Annotated in this window: 22 protein-coding genes and 1 pseudogene; 17 read left to right on the forward strand and 6 right to left on the reverse strand. The window is 69.5% G+C overall.

Annotated features, from left to right (window positions below; translation table 11 throughout):
• On the reverse strand, positions 1–834 hold an 834-nt coding region (locus QZV94_RS13700), incomplete at its 3' end, for a transcription antitermination factor NusB (RefSeq protein WP_293678464.1).
• A 53-nt stretch (positions 835–887) separates the two neighbouring features.
• On the opposite strand from QZV94_RS13700, the gene QZV94_RS13705 reads away from it, so the two are divergent.
• Positions 888–1,106: a DUF1674 domain-containing protein gene (locus QZV94_RS13705; RefSeq protein WP_293678465.1), complete on the forward strand. Its 219-nt coding sequence runs from the start codon at positions 888–890 to the stop codon at positions 1,104–1,106.
• A 26-nt stretch (positions 1,107–1,132) separates the two neighbouring features.
• Here the strand turns inward: QZV94_RS13705 and QZV94_RS13710 are convergent, their stop codons facing one another.
• On the reverse strand, positions 1,133–2,245 hold the full coding sequence (locus QZV94_RS13710) for a L,D-transpeptidase (RefSeq protein ID WP_293678466.1): 1,113 nt from the start codon (positions 2,243–2,245) through the stop codon (positions 1,133–1,135).
• 41 nt (positions 2,246–2,286) lie between these two features.
• Here QZV94_RS13710 and QZV94_RS13715 point away from each other — a divergent pair, with 41 nt between their 5' ends.
• Both QZV94_RS13715 and QZV94_RS13720 read left to right on the forward strand, forming a co-directional pair.
• Positions 2,287–3,231: a D-alanyl-D-alanine carboxypeptidase family protein gene (locus QZV94_RS13715; protein ID WP_293678468.1), complete on the forward strand. Its 945-nt coding sequence runs from the start codon at positions 2,287–2,289 to the stop codon at positions 3,229–3,231.
• Positions 3,232–3,247: 16 nt separating this feature from the next.
• A complete protein-coding gene (locus QZV94_RS13720) occupies positions 3,248–4,042 on the forward strand; it encodes an alpha/beta hydrolase (RefSeq protein ID WP_293678469.1) in 795 nt (264 codons plus the stop codon).
• A 3-nt stretch (positions 4,043–4,045) separates the two neighbouring features.
• Here the strand turns inward: QZV94_RS13720 and QZV94_RS13725 are convergent, their stop codons facing one another.
• On the reverse strand, positions 4,046–4,678 hold the full coding sequence (locus tag QZV94_RS13725) for a glutathione S-transferase (protein WP_293678471.1): 633 nt from the start codon (positions 4,676–4,678) through the stop codon (positions 4,046–4,048).
• 107 nt (positions 4,679–4,785) lie between these two features.
• On the opposite strand from QZV94_RS13725, the gene QZV94_RS13730 reads away from it, so the two are divergent.
• On the forward strand, positions 4,786–6,432 hold the full coding sequence (locus QZV94_RS13730; RefSeq protein WP_293678472.1) for an acyl-CoA dehydrogenase family protein: 1,647 nt from the start codon (positions 4,786–4,788) through the stop codon (positions 6,430–6,432).
• A gap of 47 nt (positions 6,433–6,479) precedes the next feature.
• Here the strand turns inward: QZV94_RS13730 and QZV94_RS13735 are convergent, their stop codons facing one another.
• Both QZV94_RS13735 and QZV94_RS13740 read right to left on the reverse strand, forming a co-directional pair.
• The gene (locus QZV94_RS13735) at positions 6,480–7,121 is read right to left on the reverse strand and encodes a TetR/AcrR family transcriptional regulator (RefSeq protein ID WP_293678473.1); all 642 of its coding nucleotides are present in this window, start codon (positions 7,119–7,121) and stop codon (positions 6,480–6,482) included.
• A 13-nt stretch (positions 7,122–7,134) separates the two neighbouring features.
• Positions 7,135–7,785 (reverse strand): TetR/AcrR family transcriptional regulator, encoded by a 651-nt coding sequence (locus QZV94_RS13740; RefSeq protein WP_293678474.1) that lies wholly within the window; start codon positions 7,783–7,785, stop codon positions 7,135–7,137.
• Between the two features lie 321 nt (positions 7,786–8,106).
• Between QZV94_RS13740 and QZV94_RS13745 the strand changes: the two genes are divergently transcribed.
• Together QZV94_RS13745 and QZV94_RS13750 are read left to right on the forward strand one after the other, a co-directional pair.
• On the forward strand, positions 8,107–8,307 hold the full coding sequence (locus tag QZV94_RS13745) for a twin transmembrane helix small protein (RefSeq protein WP_293678487.1): 201 nt from the start codon (positions 8,107–8,109) through the stop codon (positions 8,305–8,307).
• A 7-nt stretch (positions 8,308–8,314) separates the two neighbouring features.
• On the forward strand, positions 8,315–8,890 hold the full coding sequence (locus QZV94_RS13750; protein WP_293678475.1) for a cob(I)yrinic acid a,c-diamide adenosyltransferase: 576 nt from the start codon (positions 8,315–8,317) through the stop codon (positions 8,888–8,890).
• Here the strand turns inward: QZV94_RS13750 and QZV94_RS13755 are convergent.
• A complete protein-coding gene (locus QZV94_RS13755; protein WP_293678476.1) occupies positions 8,887–9,144 on the reverse strand; it encodes a hypothetical protein in 258 nt (85 codons plus the stop codon). The two genes, QZV94_RS13750 and QZV94_RS13755, sit on opposite strands and share 4 nt — an antisense overlap.
• 151 nt (positions 9,145–9,295) lie before the next feature.
• Here QZV94_RS13755 and QZV94_RS13760 point away from each other — a divergent pair, with 151 nt between their 5' ends.
• The 11 genes and pseudogenes from QZV94_RS13760 to QZV94_RS13810 all read left to right on the forward strand — a co-directional run.
• Positions 9,296–10,042 (forward strand): electron transfer flavoprotein subunit beta/FixA family protein, encoded by a 747-nt coding sequence (locus QZV94_RS13760; RefSeq protein WP_293678477.1) that lies wholly within the window; start codon positions 9,296–9,298, stop codon positions 10,040–10,042.
• A complete protein-coding gene (locus QZV94_RS13765) occupies positions 10,043–10,987 on the forward strand; it encodes an electron transfer flavoprotein subunit alpha/FixB family protein (protein WP_293678478.1) in 945 nt (314 codons plus the stop codon).
• Positions 10,988–11,165: 178 nt separating this feature from the next.
• Positions 11,166–12,044 carry a 3-hydroxybutyryl-CoA dehydrogenase gene (locus QZV94_RS13770; protein WP_293678479.1) on the forward strand — a complete coding sequence of 293 codons (879 nt, stop codon included), beginning with the start codon at positions 11,166–11,168 and terminating at the stop codon, positions 12,042–12,044.
• Positions 12,045–12,144: 100 nt separating this feature from the next.
• Positions 12,145–12,531: a YciI family protein gene (locus QZV94_RS13775; RefSeq protein WP_293678480.1), complete on the forward strand. Its 387-nt coding sequence runs from the start codon at positions 12,145–12,147 to the stop codon at positions 12,529–12,531.
• Positions 12,528–13,775: an RNA polymerase sigma factor gene (locus QZV94_RS13780; RefSeq protein ID WP_293678481.1), complete on the forward strand. Its 1,248-nt coding sequence runs from the start codon at positions 12,528–12,530 to the stop codon at positions 13,773–13,775. The genes QZV94_RS13775 and QZV94_RS13780 overlap by 4 nt, the downstream gene beginning before the upstream one ends.
• Before the next feature lie 68 nt (positions 13,776–13,843).
• Complete coding sequence (locus tag QZV94_RS13785; RefSeq protein ID WP_293678482.1) at positions 13,844–14,266, forward strand: VOC family protein; 423 nt, start codon at positions 13,844–13,846, stop codon at positions 14,264–14,266.
• Between the two features lie 76 nt (positions 14,267–14,342).
• Positions 14,343–14,756: a DoxX family protein gene (locus QZV94_RS13790; protein WP_293678483.1), complete on the forward strand. Its 414-nt coding sequence runs from the start codon at positions 14,343–14,345 to the stop codon at positions 14,754–14,756.
• Between the two features lie 85 nt (positions 14,757–14,841).
• Positions 14,842–16,095 carry an EAL domain-containing protein gene (locus QZV94_RS13795; protein WP_293678484.1) on the forward strand — a complete coding sequence of 418 codons (1,254 nt, stop codon included), beginning with the start codon at positions 14,842–14,844 and terminating at the stop codon, positions 16,093–16,095.
• Positions 16,096–16,139: 44 nt separating this feature from the next.
• Positions 16,140–17,003: a TIGR01459 family HAD-type hydrolase gene (locus QZV94_RS13800; protein ID WP_293678485.1), complete on the forward strand. Its 864-nt coding sequence runs from the start codon at positions 16,140–16,142 to the stop codon at positions 17,001–17,003.
• Between the two features lie 81 nt (positions 17,004–17,084).
• The gene (locus tag QZV94_RS13805) at positions 17,085–17,507 is read left to right on the forward strand and encodes a MaoC family dehydratase (RefSeq protein WP_293678486.1); all 423 of its coding nucleotides are present in this window, start codon (positions 17,085–17,087) and stop codon (positions 17,505–17,507) included.
• Between the two features lie 13 nt (positions 17,508–17,520).
• A pseudogene (locus QZV94_RS13810) lies at positions 17,521–17,860 on the forward strand (bifunctional riboflavin kinase/FMN adenylyltransferase); the annotation flags it as partial.

Genomic DNA, 17,860 nt, shown 5'->3' on the forward strand with positions numbered 1-17,860 from the left:
GGCCAGGTTCTCGCCCACCCGCTTGATGCGGCCCGCCGAGCGGTCGAGCGCGGTGACCTTCGCCCCGGCGGCGGCCAGTTGCAGCGTCTTGCCGCCGGGCGCGGCGCAGAGGTCCAGCGCGGTCTCGCCGGGCTTCACGTCCAGCAACCGCGCGGGGACGGCGGCCGAGGCGTCTTGCACCCACCACCGGCCCTCGGCGAAGCCCGGCCAGGCCGAGACCTCGCCCTTGAGCGCCACGCGCACACTCCCGCCCGGCAGCGCCTCGCCTTCGAGCCCGGCGGTATCGCCTGGGTCCCTGAGCGTGACGTCGGTGGCGGGCTCCATGCCGATCATGGCGCAGATCATCTGCGCCTCGCTCTCGCCATAGGCGGCGCGCCAGCGGCCCTGCAGCCAGGTCGGAGCCATCAGGCCGGGGTCGTCCAGCACCGGAGGCTCGCGGGTCAGGCCGCGCAGGACGGCGTTGACCAGGCCCTTGAACGCCTGGCCGCCCCGCTGGGCGGCGGCGAGGTCCACGGTGGCGCCTACCGCGGCGTGGGCGGGGGTCTTCAGGACGAGCAGCTGGGCCGCACCCAGGCGCAGGACGTGGACGATGGCCTCCGGCGGCGGCTTCTTCAGTCGGGCCTGGAGGGCGGTATCGATCGGCCCCAGCCAGCGTAGGGTCGCCATGGCCAGCGCGCGGGCGAAGGCGCGGTCGCGCGGGGCCAGCGCCGCCAGGGCGGGGTGGCTGAGCCCCTCGTCCAGCCCGGCGCGGCGCGAAAGCGCGGCGGTCAGGAGGTCAAGGGCGGCGGCGCGGGCGGGCAGGCCGGCCACGTCAGTGTCGGGGGGAGAACTCACGGCGCGGGGCGTGCCCTCTTGGGGCGCCGCGCGCAAGGGCTTAGATGTAGGCCATGGACGACACCCCACCCGCCGAAGTCGCACCGGAAGTCCCCGGAGCCGCGCCCGGCAAGCCGCTAACCGACGCCGCCCGCCGCGCCCTGCTGGAAGCCGAGGCCCGCCGGACGGCCGCCGAAGCGGCCCAACTCGCGCCCGAGCAGGGTGGGCCGAAAGGTCCCGAGCCCACCCGGTTCGGCGACTGGGAGCGCAAGGGCCTGGCGGTGGATTTCTAGGCTGCCGCAGGCCCTCGGAGGGGAAGCTATCCCGCTCCGGTCTTCGCCTCGACCCCGATGAAGACCACCCTCGTGCCCTTCTGTACGGCCTTGGAAAGCTGGATCGCATCCCAGTTGGTCAGGCGCACGCAGCCATGGCTGGCAACTTTGCCGACCAGCTTCGGGTCGGGCGCGCCGTGGATGCCGTAGGTCTCCTGGGTGAGGTCGATCCAGACGGCGCCCACCGGATTGTTTGGGCCCGCCTTGATGGTCAGCTTGCCGGCGGATTTACGGCCGAAGTTCAGCTTCGTCGGGTCGTAGGTCCAGGTGGGGTTCGGCGCGATCGTGCGCACCGCCAGTTCACCCGAGGGCGTCGGCAGCTCGGTCGAGCCCACGGTGGCGGGATAGGCGGCGACGAGCTTGTCGGCGGAATCATAGGCGCGAACCTGCTTCATCGCCTTGTCCACCTCGATCCTCGCGACCTTGGCCGGCAGGGTCTGTGGCGCGACGGCGGCGACGACGATCTTCGCGCCCGCCGCCGTGAAGTCGACGCCGGGGTTCAGCGCGGTGAGCAGGGCCTGGTCCATGTGGAACCGTTCGGCCAGCGCCTCGAGCGGATTCGCGTACCCCAGGCGGTCCAGCTTGGCCATGTCCTCGTAGTCTTTGGGGATCTGCGGCGTGAACGGGCCGGCCACATCCGCCTCGGTGATCGTATAGTCGGTCAGGACCGGCCCGGCGTCGGCGGTGAGTTTCTCCCAGACCGCTTCGTCCAGCTTGCCGTCGGGCGCTAGACCCTGGAGGCGCTCATAGGCGGCCACGGCGTTGGCGACGTTCTCGCCGTCTCGCCCGTCGATGACGCCCGGTGAAACATGGGCGCGGTCGAGCAGGACCTGGGCGCGGATCATCATGTCACGGCGGGCCTGCGGGGTCGGCGGGGCCTCGGTCCAAGCGGCGGCGTCCACCGGCTTGGCGAGCGGCGACGCCGACGGCGTGGCCGGCGGAACCTCCAGCATTTGCGGCTCGGAGACGGGCGTCGCCGCGGCAACGGGGGCCGGCGCCGGGGCGGCGTTCGGATCGGTCGCCTCTTGCGGCGCGCGGATTTCGCACGCGCAGAGCGCGAGGGCGGCCGTCGCGCTTATGGTGACGCTTGCGAACTTCATGCTGGACCTCGGCGTTTCCACCGCGCGCTACTGGCGGCGGGATGATGAAGCTTCGAGACGTGATGCGGTTCCTGGGCGCCTCGGCCGCGGCGGTGGTTCTGCTGGCGCTGCTGTTCGCGCGGGTGACGGGCTGCTCACCGCTCACCGCCGCCCAGGGGCCCCCGGGCCAAGCCGGCGCTGAAGGGCCGTTCGCGGCCGAGCAGCCGCCGAACACGCCCCAGCCCGTCAGCGCAGACTGCCGCGCTTCCGGCTGGACCACAGCGGCGCAGACCAACGCCAATTCGCTGCGGACCCTGGCTTGGTCGCCGTTCGGCCGCCCCGAAGCCGGCTGGGAGACCTACGTCCCCCTGATCCAGCACGAGATCGCCTCCACCTGCCCGCCGAATTCCGAGGGCTTCGCCGCCGCCCTGGCCGCCTGGCAGCGCGCCAACAGCCAGGGCTCCGACGGAGTGGTCAGCGAGACGGTCTTCGTGGCGATGAAGGGCATCGTGCAGACCAGGCGGGAGTTCGTCCGCTTCACCTCGTTCGGGACCTGCCCGGGAACCCCGGACCTCGTCACCGCCGCCAAACCCAGCGAGGGCTTCAGCGGCAAGCAGGTGTGGATGCGGCCCCGCGCGTTGGAGGCTTACCGCCGGATGGTGGCGGCCGCTCGCGCGGAGGTCCCTGAGGCCGCGGCGGACCCGCAGATGCTGACCATCTTCTCGGGCTACCGCAGTCCCGCCGCCGACGCCGCCCGTTGCGAGGCGGATGGGAACTGCGACGGCGTCGTGCGCGCCCGCTGCTCCGCCCATCGCACCGGCCTGGCGGCGGACATCACGCTGGGACACGCGCCGGGGTTCACCGTGGACTCCTCGGCCGACCCCAACCGGCTGCACATGAGCCGCACGGCCACCTACCGCTGGCTGGTCGCCAACGCCGGGCGCTTCGGGTTCGTGAACTACCCGTTCGAGCCGTGGCACTGGGAGTGGACGGGCGAGCCGCCATGACCGTAGGGTTCGCGCCATGCCAAGCGCGACCTTGAACGGCGTCTCCATCGCCTACGACGACATCGCCCCGCCGGGACCGGCCGAGCGGACCATCCTGCTGCTCCACGGCTTCGCCTCGAACCGCAACGAGGGCTGGAAGCGCACCGGCTGGTATCAGGCCCTGGAGCGGCGGGGCTTCCGGGTGATCGCACTCGACCAACGGGGCCACGGCGAGAGCGTGAAGTCGCACGATCCTGCCGACTATGGCCGCCAGGCGCTGGCTGCGGACGCCCTGGCGCTGCTGGACCACCTGGGGGTCGGCCGGTGCGAGGTTTTCGGCTACTCCATGGGGACGCGCACCGCGATCCAGCTGGCCATGGACGCGCCTGACCGGGTGAACCACCTGATGCTGGGCGGAGTGGGCGGTAAACTGTTCGAGACCCGCCTGCCCACCGGCGACGAAACCATCGTCACGGCCATGGCCGCGGAAGACCCGGCCGGCATCAAAAACGAATTCCTCAAGAGTTTCCGCCAATTCGCCGACGAGCAGGGCGAGGACCGCCTGGCCCTGGTCGCGTTCTCCAAGGCGGAGAGCCCGGCCCTGGAGCGGACCGACCTGGCGGCTTTGAGAATGCCCGTGCTGGTGGTGGCTGGCCAGGGCGACGACCTGGCCGGCGACCCCGAGGAGCTGGCGCGGCTGTTCCCGAACGGCAAGGGCGTCACCCTGACCGGCTGCGACCACTTCTCCGCCATCCCGCACGCCTCGTTGAAGGCCACGGTGTTCGACTACCTGGACGGCGTCCTCGACGACGACTTCCCGCCGTTCGAGTGACCCTCAGGCCTTCGGTCCCATCGCGTACGGCCCGCCCTTTTCCAGGGCGCGGCGGTAGGCGGGGCGGGCCTGGAAGCGATCGACCCAGCGCTGGATGTTCGGGTACTGCGCCCCGGCGCCGCGCGAGACGGTGACCTCGCCGACGAAGCTCATCTGCACGTCGGCCGCGGTGATGTCGGAGCCCACAAGCCAATCTCGGCCGGCCAGCGCGGCGTCCAGGTAGCCCAGGTGGTTGGCCGTCTCGCTGTCGATGCGCGGCTGCAACGGCGCACCGGCCTCGCCGAGCCGTCCGACGTACAAGGCCATCATCAACGGCAGCATGGCCGAGCCCTCGGCGTAGTGCAGCCATTGGTTATAGGCCTCGTAATCCGCGCTCCCCATCGCCGGCGCCAAGCGGCCCTTGCCGTAGTGACGCTGGATGTAGTCGATGATGGCGCCCGACTCGATGACCGTGAGGCCGTCGTCGGTAATCACCGGCGACTTGCCCAGGCGGCTCACGGCCGACAGCTCGGGCGGGGCCAGGTTGGTGGTGGCGTCGCGGGCGTAGTGCTTGATCTCGTAGGGCGCGCCCAGCTCCTCCAGCATCCAAAGGACGCGCTGAGAGCGGGAATTGTTCAGGTGGTGAACGACGAGCATGGCGGCCGCTTCCTGTTTTGATATGGCTTGACCAAAGCCCGGTGAACCCTTGCAAGACAAGGGGCTGCACAGGGCGAAACGGGCGAGAAGCTGGGTATTGTGAGCGCATGAGCCTTATCCTGCCTGACCTGCCCGACGTGCTGGATCGCGCCGCCAACGAAGCCGCCGCCCTGGTGGGGGCGGTGTCCAGCGCCGTGGGCGGGCGAGTGAAGAAGGACGACCGGCTCGACCGCGCCGCCCTCGACGCCGAGCAGCATGTGGCCCACGGGCTGGCGTGGTCGGCGTCGTATGCCGAAACCCTGCGCCAGACCGCGGACTGGGCCAAGGCCCTGGCGGCGCAAGGGCGGCTGGGCGAGGCTGAGGCGCTGCCCGCACAACTCCTCGCCCACGAGTACCTGAGCCAGATGGTCGGCGGCATCCCGATGAGCCAGGGAGAGATGTTCCGGCCCGCCGACGTGTTCGCGCCGGCCGAACGGCTGACGCATCTTATCGGCCGCCTGCGGCCGGTAGCGGCGCAGGCTACCAAGACGAGGATCGTCGAGCTCCTGGACCACGCGCGGGGACGGCCCTCGCTGGAGGCCAGCGGCCTGGACGAGACGCTCGAGGCGGTGCGCAACCAGTTCTACGCCTTCACGGCGCAGAAGATCACGCCGCGCGCCCACGGCTGGCACCTGCGCGACAAGCTGATCCCGCTGTCCCTCCTGGAGGAGTTGGGCGACCTGGGCGTGTTCGGCCTCACCGCCCCGGAGGACTGGGGCGGCTCGGGCCTGGGCAAGGTGGCCATGTGCGTCGTCACCGAGGCGCTGTCGCGCGGCTGGATCGGGGCGGGCTCCCTGGGCACGCGGTCGGAAATCGCCGCCGAGTTGATCCTGACCCACGGGACCGACGACCAGAAGGCCGGCCTGATGCCGGGGATCACCAGCGGTCGAACCATCCCGACGGCGGTGTTCACCGAGCCGGAGACCGGATCGGACCTGGGGGCGCTGCGGACCCGGGCGGTGCGTGAAGGCGACGTCTGGCGCATCTACGGGGCGAAGACCTGGATCACCCACGCGGCGCGCGCCGACCTGATGACGCTGCTGGTCCGCACCGATCCGGCCAGCAAGGACCACCGCGGCCTATCGATGTTCCTGGCGCAGAAGCCGCGCGGGACGCCGGAGGAGCCCTTCCCCGCGCCCGGCATGGGCGGCGGCGAGATCGGGGTGATCGGCTATCGCGGAATGAAGGAATACGAGATCGCCTTCGACGGCTTCGAGGTCCCGCATGCCGCCTTGCTGGGCGGGCGGGAGGGCCAGGGCTTCAGCCAGCTGATGGCCACCTTCGAGAGCGCCCGCATCCAGACCGCGGCGCGGGCCATCGGGGTGGCGCAGAACGCGCTGGATCTGGCGCTGGACTACGCGCTGACCCGCAAGCAGTTCGGCCAGCCCATCGCGCAGTTCCCGAGGGTCGCCAACAAGCTCGCCATGATGGCCGCCGAGATCCTCGGCGCGCGTCGGCTGGCCTGGTATGCGGCGCGGTCGAAGGATGAGGGTCGCCGCTGTGACCTGGAGGCCGGCATGGCCAAGCTGGTGGCCGCGCGGGTGGCGTGGGCGGCCGCCGACAACGCCGTGCAGATCCACGGCGGCACGGGCTTCGCCACCGAGCAGCCGGTCAGCCGCGTCCTGGCCGACGCGCGCATCCTCAACATCTTCGAGGGCGCCGGCGAGATACAGGCCCAGGTGATCGCGCGCCGCCTGCTGGAGGGCGCGAACTGAGCGAGCGCGGAACGCCAGCTCATCCCCGCGAAGGCGGGGTCCGGGCCTCAGCTCTTCGGCGTGAAGCCCCCCGCGACGAGACCGATCTGGCGGTCCATGACGGCGATCATCGCCTTGACGTCGGCGCTCTCGGTGATCACCAGACGCCACGTCCAGGCGTAGGCCGCCATCAGCAGGTCCACGACCTCCTGAGGATCGGCGTCGGACCGCACGTCGCCCTGCGCCACGCCGCGGGCCAGCGTGGCCTTGATGACCTCCTGGAAGTGCGCGTTGCGACCGTAGGGCTGAGCCCCGGGCGTGAGAGTCCAGTCGTAGGCGGCCGCCACGTGGGCCAGGAAGAGCCGGGTCTGCCTGGCCTCGAACTCGAAGTGGACGGCGAACATCGTGCGCAGTCGGTCCGCGGTCGAGCCGTGGATGTGCGGGCTGAGCCGGCCGATCTCCGCGCAAAGCGCAGCCAGCCGGGTCGCCATCACCTCCGACAGGATCTCGCCCTTGGAGGCGAAGGTGGTGAAGACGCTGCCCACGGCAACGCCGGCATGGCGCGCGATCTCGCGGATCGTCGTGCCCTGGTAGCCGTGGGTATCGAAGAGGTCCCTCGCGGCGTCGATCACGCGCTGGCGCGTCGCTTCCTTCTGCGACCACCGGGCGGGCGGCGACGCCGCGGGAGGACTTTCGGCATCCGTCGTCATGCGCTCTTCGCGATCAGCTCCGCCGCGCGCCTGCCAGGATGATGCGGATCTGGTCTCGCGACCGGCTCTGCAGCGCATCCAGGCTCCAGCCTTCGAATATCGCCTGCGGGAAGTTCGAGAGGTAGGTGTCGAAGAGCATCTGGGCGCGCAGCTTCACCTCGGCCTCCTCGCCGAGTTCGCCGCGTTCCACCGCGGCGTCCATCTGCTCGGCAAAGATCTCATGGAAGGCTACCGAGGAGGGCAGGCCGCGCAGGGTCGGACCACCGTCCTTGTCCCACGACACGCTGAAGGCCGCACGGGCCAGCTGCAGGCGAGACTTGTAGAAGGTGTAGCCGGCCATGAAGACCTTGAGCACCGCGTCTTCAAGGGTGCGCCCGCGGGTGGCGGCATCGCGCATGGCGCCGCGCAGCGATTCCATGTCGTCCGCCATGATCTCGCGGAACAGGTCGGACTTGTCGCTGAAATTGGCGAAGACAGCGCCGGTGGACATGCCGGCGGCCGCGGCGATATCGCGGATCGTAGCGCCCTCGTAGCCTTCTTCGCTGAAGAGCCGGCGAGCGGCGGCGAGGACCTTCTCGCGGGTCTGTTGCTTGGCCAGCGCACGGCGGGTGGGAGGACGCGCCGGGATGTCGGCGGCCACCAGGTTGGGGGAGATGTGCTTCATTCTGCTCTTGGAGTTCGCCGGTGGGGAGACCAGCGTCTTGGAAGGGAACCGATCTCAGGGAGGAGGAGACCGGCAGTGAACATGTTCGACAAACTGCGACGCTGGGAATTCTACCCGGCCGCAAATTTGCAGATCTTCGGTCACGAAGCCGCCAGACCGGAAAGCCTAAGCCCTTATTTGACAAAGGGTCTCGCCGGCTTCCGATCTTGCGGATGTGGCCGAACCAGCGCTCGTTGAGCATGATCGACCCGCGTCAAGTCAAGTTTAAAATATACCTTGTCCGGGTTGTGGCGACCCTGTGGCCTGCGGCGTAAGGTCCCAATCATGGACGTCTTCGACTATTTGATCTTCGCGGCCCTGGCGGCGGTCAGCATCGTGCTGGCGCTCGGGATCTATTCGCTGTTCCGCGGCGGGGCGTTCGGACGCTCCTACTCAAACAAGCTGATGCGGCTGCGGGTCCTGACGCAGTTCATCGCCATTGTCGTGCTCGTGGCCGCCGTCTGGTGGCGGGGCCAGACCTGAGGCCACCATGGTCACGCTGAATCGCATCTACACCCGGACCGGCGACGCGGGGACCACCCGGCTGGCCAGCGGGGCCCAGGTCAGCAAGTCCGACCTCCGGGTCGAGGCCTACGGGGCGGTGGACGAGACCAACGCCTGCGTGGGGCTGGCGCGAGTCCACCTCGGCGCCGACCCCGAACTCGACGCCATGCTGGGCCGCATCCAGAACGAGCTGTTCGACCTTGGCGCGGACCTCGCGACGCCGGCCAAGCCGGACGAGGCGGAGGGCGCGAAGCTGCGCATCCTCGACAGCCAGGTGGCGCGACTGGAGACCGAGCTCGACAGCCTGAATGACCGGCTGCCGGCCTTGCAGTCATTCATTTTGCCTGGCGGAACCGCAGCGGCGGCGGCGCTGCACCTGGCCCGAACGGTCAGCCGCCGCGCCGAGCGCGAAGCGGTGCGGCTGGCGGAGAGCGGCGAGCCGGTGAGCGGGCCCGCGATGCGCTACCTGAACCGGCTCTCCGACTTCCTCTTCGTGGCCGCCCGATGGGCCAACGACGGAGGCAAGGCCGAGGTCTTCTGGAAGTCGGGCGCGACGCGCTAGTTCTTCGCCGGCCCTCGCCCGATGGCGGCCTTGGCGGCGGCTTCGGCCTGTTTGTCGGCGGCCGGGCGGCGAGTGTAGTCGGTGACCATCACCGGCATGGCGCAGACCCTCTGGCCCGCATCCCACCAGCGGTGCAACGCCTCGCACTTCTTCTGCGGCATTATCCAGCCGACCTGCCAGACCGCCACGCCAACCACGGCGACGGCGAAGACGGCGACGAAGATCAGCTTCAGGCGCTCGATATTCGGGTTCATGGCCCGCCTTTTACATAAGTAAGTGCGGGCCTGACTAGCCGCCGCAGTGCGGGCCCGCGTGGGGCCGTGCGCTTGCAAACCGCGGCGGAACCGCTATTGCCCCTCCGGCTCATTTCGTTCCGCAACGCAAAATACGAGGCGCTAGCGACCCATGAAGGTGTTGGTCCCGGTCAAGCGGGTGATCGACTACAACGTCAAGGCTCGGGTGAAGTCCGACCAGACGGGTGTCGACCTCGCCAATGTGAAGATGTCGATGAACCCCTTCTGCGAGATCGCCGTCGAGGAGGCGGTGCGGCTGAAGGAAAAGGGCGTGGCCACCGAGGTGGTCGCCGTCTCCATCGGCCCGCAACAGGCGCAGGAGACTCTGCGCACGGCGCTGGCCATGGGCGCCGACCGCGCGATCCTCGTGCAGTCCGACCAGGACCTGGAGCCGTTGGCGGTGGCCAAGGTGCTGCAGGCCATCATCGGTGAGGAAAGCCCCGACTTGGTGCTGATGGGCAAGCAGGCCATCGACGGCGACAACAACGCCGTCGGCCAGATGCTCTCGGCCCTGCTCGACTGGCCGCAGGCTACCTTCGCCTCCGAAGTCGTAGTCGAAGGCGGCAAGGCCAAGGTGACCCGTGAGGTCGACGGCGGCCTGCAGACGCTGGAGGTCAACCTGCCGGCGATCGTGACCGCCGACCTGCGCCTGAACGAGCCGCGCTACGCCTCCCTGCCCAACATCATGAAGGCCAAGAAGAAGGAACTGGCGGTGAAGGAGCTGGGCTCGCTCGGCGTCGACACCAAGCCGCGCCTCAAGGTCGTCAAGGTCACCGAGCCGGCCAAGCGCAGCGCCGGGATCAAGGTGGAGACCGCCGGCGACCTCGTCACCAACCTCAAGACCGCGGGGGTCCTCTAAATGGCCGTTCTCGTCGTCGCCGACCATGACAATGCGTCCCTGAAGGACAACACCCACAAGGTGGTCACCGCCGCGCTCGCCATGTCGGGCGACGTGGACGTGCTGGTCGCGAGCGCCAAGGTGGGCGAAATCGCCGCCGCGGCCGCCAAGATCGCGGGCGTGCGCAAGGTGCTGACCGCCGAATCCGCCGAGCTGGGCCAGGGCCTGGCCGAGGCGGTGGGCGACCTGATCGTCGGCCTGATGGGCGGCTACGACGCCGTGCTCATCCCGGCCACCGCCCAGGGCAAGAACTTCAGCCCCCGTGTCGCCGCCAAGCTGGACGTGGCGCAAATCTCCGAGGTGATCGAGGTCGTGTCGGCCGACACCTTCGTGCGCCCGATCTACGCCGGCAACGCGCTGGAGACGGTGCAGTCGGCCGACGCCAAGAAGGTGCTGACCGTCCGCCCCACCGCCTTCAAGGCGGCGGCGGATGGCGGCTCTGCCGCGACCGAGAGCGTTCCGGCCCCCGGCGCGCCCGCGAAGGTACACTTCGTCGACCAGAAGATCGTCAAATCGGCCCGCCCGGACCTGGGCGCCGCCAAGATCGTGGTCTCCGGCGGCCGCGCCATGGGCTCCGCCGAGGAGTTCCAGAAGGTGATCGAGCCCCTGGCCGACAAGCTGGGCGCCGCCGTTGGCGCCTCGCGCGCCGCGGTGGACGCGGGCTACGCGCCCAACGACTATCAGGTCGGCCAGACCGGCAAGGTGGTGGCGCCGGAGCTCTACATCGCCATCGGCATCTCAGGCGCGATCCAGCACCTGGCCGGCATGAAGGACTCCAAGGTCATCGTCGCGATCAACAAGGACGGCGACGCGCCGATCTTCCAGGTCGCCGACTTCGGCCTGGTCTCGGACTACAAGACCGCCGTGCCGGAGCTGATGGCCGCGCTGGAAGCCGCCGGGAAGTAGTCCGAGACACAACCTGGCGTCGAACGATTGGGGGCAGGCCTGCGGGCCTGCCCCTTTTTCATGCCTGCAAGGGTTGCCGATCTTTTGCGACGCAGCAAACATCTTGCCGCACCGCGCCATGCGCGTGTTAGAAAGCTGCCACGAAAATGAGCACTAGCCGCTCAGGGGATTGAGGCCTGTGGTTGACATCAAGACGGTAGGGGTCATCGGCGCCGGGCAGATGGGGTCGGGCATCGCCCACGTGGTCGCCCTCGGCGGCTATGACGTCCTGCTCCATGACGTGAGTCCGGAACGGATCACGCAGGGCCTCGCCCAGATCGAGAAGAACATGACCCGGCAGGTGGCTCGCGGGATCATCGAGCCGGCCGCCATGGAGGCGGCGATGGCGCGGATCAAGCCTGCCGCCGAACTGCAGACCATCGGGACCACCGACCTCGCCATTGAGGCGGCCACCGAGAACGAAGAGACCAAGAAGAACATCTTCAAGGCGCTAGGCCCACACCTGGGGCCGAACACCCTCCTGGCCTCCAACACCTCGTCGATCTCCATCACCCGCCTCGCCTCGGCCACCGACCGTCCGGACAAGTTCATCGGCCTGCACTTCATGAACCCGGCGCCGGTGATGAAGCTGGTGGAGATCATCCGCGGCATCGCCACGGGACCGGAGACCTACGAGGTCGCCGTCAGCTTCGCCCAGTCCCTGGGCAAGACCACCTCGAACGCCGAGGACTTCCCGGCCTTCATCGTCAACCGCATGCTGATGCCGATGATCAACGAGGCGATCTACACCCTCTATGAGGGCGTGGGCACCGTCGACGCCATCGACACCGCCATGCGCCTGGGCGCCAACCACCGCATGGGCCCGCTGGAGCTGGGCGACTTCATCGGCCTGGATACGGTGCTGTCGATCATGAACGTGCTCTACGAGGGCCTGTCCGACTCCAAGTACCGGCCGTGCCCGCTCCTGGTGAAGTACGTCGAGGCCGGCTGGCTGGGCCGCAAGTCCGGCCGCGGTTTCTACGACTACCGGGGCGACACGCCCGTCCCGACGCGGTAGGCGCCACCGCCGTTCCCTTCCGGAATGGGAGGCGTTTTGCCACCACCTGTCGGCCCCGCGTATCCTCGTCCGTCCTAGGACCGGATCAGGAGGCCTGCCGATGCTCTATGCGCTGCTCTGCTACAACGACGAGGACACCGTCTGGGCCCTGGACCGGAAGCAGGACGGCGAGGTCATGGCGGCGCTGGCCGCCGTGCGGGCCCCGCTGGAGGCCGCAGGCAAGCTCGGGCCGTCACTGCGCCTCCTGCCCACCACGGCGGCGACCACCCTGCGCAAGTCCGACCCGCCGCTGATCATCGACGGGCCCTACGCGGAGACCAAGGAACAGCTGCTGGGCTTCTACATCGTCGACGTCGCCGACCTCGATGAGGCCCTCGGGATCGCCAAGCAGCTGGGCGCCGCCAATCCTGGCGGGGCCTATGAGATCCGCCCGCTCGCCGTGTACAACCCCGGCCAGCCGCTCGGCGCCACGGACCACGCCGCATGAACGACGCGGCCTGGATCGACGCGGCCATCATCGCTGCCCGTCCCCAGGCGGTCGGGGCGCTGCTCCGCTATTTCCGCGACCTGGACACCGCCGAGGAGGCGTTCCAGGACGCCTGCCTGCGCGCGCTGGGCGCCTGGCCGAAGAACGGCCCGCCACGCGATCCCGCCGCCTGGCTGATCATGGTCGGCCGCAACGCCGCCCTGGACGGCGTGCGCAAGCGCGCGCGCCAGACCGAGTTGCCGGACGAGGCCGCGATCTCCGACCTGGAAGACGTGGAGGAGCGCACAGCCGAGCGGATCGACAGCGGCGACTACCGCGACGACGTCCTGCGCCTCCTGTTCATCTGCTGCCACCCGGACCTGCCGCCCGCCCAGCAGATCGCGCTGGCCCTGCGCATCGTCTCCGGCATCCCGCTGAGGCAGATCGCCCGCGCCTTCGTCGTGGGCGAGGCGGCGATGGAACAGCGGATCACCCGGGCCAAGGCCCGCATCGGCGCAGGGGACGCGGGGTTCGAGACACCGGGCCCCGTCGAGCGCGCCGAGCGGCTCGCGGCCGTGGCGAAGATGCTCTACCTCGTCTTCAACGAGGGCTATTCCGCCCCGGACAATCCCGACCGCGCCCAGTTCGCGGGCGAGGCGATCCGGCTGACGCGGCTCCTGCTGCGCCTCTACCAGGCCGAGCCCGAGATCATGGGCCTCCTGGCCCTCATGTTGCTGCAGCACGCGCGGACGCCGGCGCGGTTCGACGGCGAGGGCCAGATCGTCCTGCTCGACGACCAGGACCGAGGCCTGTGGGACCGCAAGATGATCGCCGAGGGCCTGGCGCTGATCGACAAGGCCATGCGGCACCGCCGTCCCGGCGAGTATCAGGTGCAGGCCGCCATCGCCGCGCTGCATGACCGCGCGGCTACGCCCGCCGACACCGACTGGGCCGAGATCGACCAGCTTTACGCGACCCTGGAACGACTGACGGCCTCGCCGATCGTGACGCTCAACCGCGCTGTGGCGGTCAACAAGGTCGCCGGACCGGAAGCCGCGCTGGAGATGATCGCGCCGCTGGGCGAGCGTCTATCCGGTTACTTCCATTTCCACGGCCTCACCGGGGCGCTGAACCTGGAGCTGGGCCGCCACGACGCGGCGCGCTGCGCCTTCGACAAGGCCATCTCGCTAGCCAACACCGCCGCCGAGGCCGCGCACATCCGCCATCACCTGGATCGGCTCGCCGCCGGCCATGAGCCAAAATAATCACGGCGGGCTGTCGGGTCGTCGCGGCGCTCTCCGTCCTAGGGACAGAAGCAACACGGGAGGACGCTGTGTCCGAAACTCTCGAGACCCCCACGATGCCCCAGATCGAAACCAAGGGCGGCGTCGTCGCCTACCTTGCCATCGACGGCGCGCTCAAGGCCGCGACGTTCTACGAGACGGCGTTCGGCACCCAGACCGTCTTCGCCCATCCTGCGGACGAGCAGGGGCGGACCATGCACGTCCACCTCCACATCAACGGCAGTTCGGTGATGCTCGGCGACTTCTACGCCGAGCAGGGCCACCCCAAGGAAACCCCGGCCGCCTTCACGATGCAGCTGATGGTCGATGACGCCCAGGCCTGGTTCGACCGCGCCGTCGCCGCCGGGTGCGAGGGGACAGTCCCGGTACAGAAGATGTTCTGGGGCGACACCTGGAGCCAGGTCCGCGACCCGTTTGGCGTGATCTGGGCGTTCAACCAACCGGGCGCGTAGGACGCGCTCGCGAAACGGGCGGCGCTCGCTCGCCGGCGGGCGAGCGAGCCTCATTCAGCCAGGGACCTGACACACGATGACCGTCATCAGCGACACGCCCGCGCCTGACCAGGGTAGGATCCAGACGATCGCCGGCTGGACGCTCACCGGCCTGTTCGCCGCCTTCATGATCTTCGACGCCGGCATCAAGCTGGTCGGCCATCCCGAGGTCGCCAAGAGCGCCGCTGCCCTCGGCCTGCCGGCCGGCAGCGGGTTCGGCATCGGCGTGATGGAGGCCGTGATCCTGGCGCTGTACCTCTTCCCTCGGACGGCGGTGCTGGGCGCGGTGCTGGTGACCGCGCTGATGGGGGGGACCTGCGCGGTCCACCTCCTGAACGGCAATCCCATCTTTTCTCACCTGCTGTTCGGCCCCTACCTCGCGGTCTTCGCCTGGGGCGGCCTGTGGCTGCGTGACCCGGACCTGCGCCGGCTGCTGCCGATTCGGCGTTAACCAATCCCGAACTCGCCGCATGGTTAATGAGTTCGACGAGCCTGGAGTCCGCGACGGATACTCCCGGCGATTCGGAACAGGATCCATGCGGCGGCTGACCCTCGCGCTACTTCTCGCCACCTACGCGTGCCTCTCGCTGATCGTGGCGCTGACGCTGTGGCGCAACGGCGCCGGCTGGGGCGTGGCGGTGTCGGCGCTGATCGGTTGCGTGGGCCTCTGCCTCGCCTCCCACGGCATGGTGATGCGCTTCCTGGAGATGCGCGACATGCGCGGCGAAGTGGAAGCCGTGCGCGACGCCCACCGGATCCTGCTCGACCAGGTGCTGGGCCTCGATGGCCGCCTGACCGACGTGGCCCGTGCGGTTGAATTCGACCTGACCCGCGGCGCCGAGCTGACCGACGAGGTCCACATGCTGGAAGACCTCGTCCAGAAGATGAGCCGCCGGTTCGACGAGCCGCGCGAGGTCGCCTACGTCGCCGCCCGCGATGGGGCGGCCGCGCCAAGGCCGCAGGGCATGATGGAAATCGTCCGCGAGGCGCTGGCCCAGAACCGTGTCGACCTCTACCTGCAGCCAGTCGTGGGCCTGCCGCAGCGCCGGACCACCTACTACGAGAGCTACTCGCGCCTGCGTGACGCCTCCGGCGCGGTGATCATGCCGGCGGAGTACCTGGCGGTCGCCGAGCCCGCCGGCCTGATGACCGCCATAGACAACCTCCTGCTGTTCCGCTGCGTGCAGATCGTGCGCCGGCTGGCCCAGCGGGATCGGCAGGTCGGGATTTTCTGCAACATCTCGATGGCGAGCCTCGGCGACGAGGACTTCTTCCCGCAGTTCCACGATCTGCTGCGCGCCAATCGCGACCTGGCACCGGCGCTGATCTTCGAGATCGGCCAGGCGGCATTCGAGCAGCGCACCGGCGTGCAGGCCCGCAACATGGCACGCCTGGCCGACCTGGGCTTCCGCTTCTCCATCGACAAGGTCACCGACCTCGACCTGGACCTGCAGGACCTGACCCGCGCCGACGTGAAGTTCGTGAAAGTCGCGGCCCAGACGCTGCTGGACGAGCTCACCGAGGTGGACGACCGCCTGGTCTTGCGCTCGCTGCCAGACCTCGCCGCCGAGGACTTCGCGCTGCTCATGCGCCGCTACGGCGTCGAGCTGATCGCCGAGAAGGTCGAGAACGAGCGTCAGGTGATCGACATCCTCGACCTCGATATCGGCCTCGCCCAAGGCCACCTGTTCGGCGAGCCGCGCGCCATCAAGGACTCGGTGCTGAGCGAAGCCGGCGCCCCGCCCTCCACGGTCGTCCAGATGCCCCAACGCCGCGCCGCGGTGGGGTAAGGCGCATTGACGCAGGCGGCGGCGGCCGATACCGCCGCCCCAAGATGACCTCCCCCACCGTGATCTCCGGCCTGCGCGAACTCGCCACGCGCTACGACGTGCTGTTGTGCGACGTGTGGGGGGTGATCCACAACGGGCGCGAGAGCTTCCCCGAGGCCTGCGCGGCGCTGGCGCGGTTCCGGGCCGAGGTTGGGCCGGTGATCCTGATCTCCAACGCCCCGCGGCCGCACCCGCCGATCGTCGAGCAACTGGACAGCCTTCTCGTGCCGCGCGCCGCCTGGACGAAGCTGGTCACGTCGGGCGACGCCACCCGCGCGCTGTTGGCCGAGCGTGCGCCTGGACCCGTCTGGGCGATCGGGCCGGAGCGGGACGCGGTGCTCTACGAGGGCCTGGGCCTGCGCTTTGCCGAGCCAGCAGACGCCGCCTTCATCTCGGTGACCGGTCCCTATGACGACGAACGGGAGGAGCCGCTCGACTACCGCGACCGCTTCGCGGGCTGCGTGGCGCGCGGCCTGGAGCTGATCTGCGCCAATCCCGACATCGTGGTGCAACGGGGCGACAAGCTGATCTACTGCGGCGGGGCGCTGGCGGAGCTCTACACCGCGCTGGGCGGCCGCTCGATCATGGCCGGCAAGCCGCACCCACCGATTTACGACATGGCGCTGGCGGACGCGGCGGCGCAGCTCGGGCGGCCCCTCGATCCCGCCCGCGTCCTCTGCGTCGGCGATGGCCTGCCGACCGACATCCGCGGCGCCAACGCCCGCGGCCTGGACGTGCTGTTCGTCGCCAACGGCATCCACGGCGGCGAGACCGTCGGCCCGGCGGGACTGAATGCCGCAGTCGTGAAGGACCTCCTGCGGCAAGAGGGCCTGACGGCGACCTGGGCCATGGCTGATATTGTCTGGTAGCGGCGCGCGTCGTCCGCCGGAGATGCACGGCTCCGGGGACGGCGGAGAACGCCGAGGACAACACACAAGGGGGGAACCAGCGTGCAGGGATTGTACTTCGACGAATTGAGCGTCGGCCAAAGCGCCGAGATGAGCCGGGTGGTGGGCGCCGCCGACATCGAGGCGTTCGCGGAGGTGTCGGGCGACATCAACCCTGTCCATCTCGACGACGCCTACGCCAAGACCACGACATTCGGCGAGCGCATCGCCCACGGAATGCTGTCGGCCTCCTACATCTCGGCCGTCCTGGGCGGGCGGCTGCCGGGACCGGGATGCATCTACCTTTCGCAGTCGCTGCGGTTCCGCCGGCCCGTACGGATCGGGGACCTGGTGGTCGCACGGGTGACGGTGAAGACGCTGGACGCCAGCCGCGGCCACGTCACCCTCGACACCGTGTGTGAGGTCAGCGGCAAGACCGTCATCGATGGCGAAGCTTTGGTGATCGCGCCTCGCCGCCCGGCGTGATTATACAGGGCGCATGAAGCGCATCCGGGTCATCCGCGGCTGGAAGGAACTGAGCGACGGCGACCGTGGCGCATCCGTCGCCATGGGCAACTTCGACGGCGTCCACCGCGGCCACCAGCAGGTGATCGGACTGGCGGCCAAGGCCGCAGCCGCGCTCGGCGCCCCCCTGGGCGTGATCACCTTCGACCCGCATCCCCGGCACTACTTCCGGCCTGACGAGCCGCTGTTCCGCCTGATGAAGCCGGACCAGCAGGCGCGCGCGCTGGAGAAGCTGGGCGTCGACATGCTCTATGTGCTGCCGCTGGACGCCGCGCTGGCAGAGATGACCGACCGTGAGTTCGCCACCCAGGTGC

It is taken from the genome of uncultured Phenylobacterium sp., assembly GCF_902826855.1.
Taxonomy (GTDB): Bacteria; Pseudomonadota; Alphaproteobacteria; order Caulobacterales; family Caulobacteraceae; genus Phenylobacterium.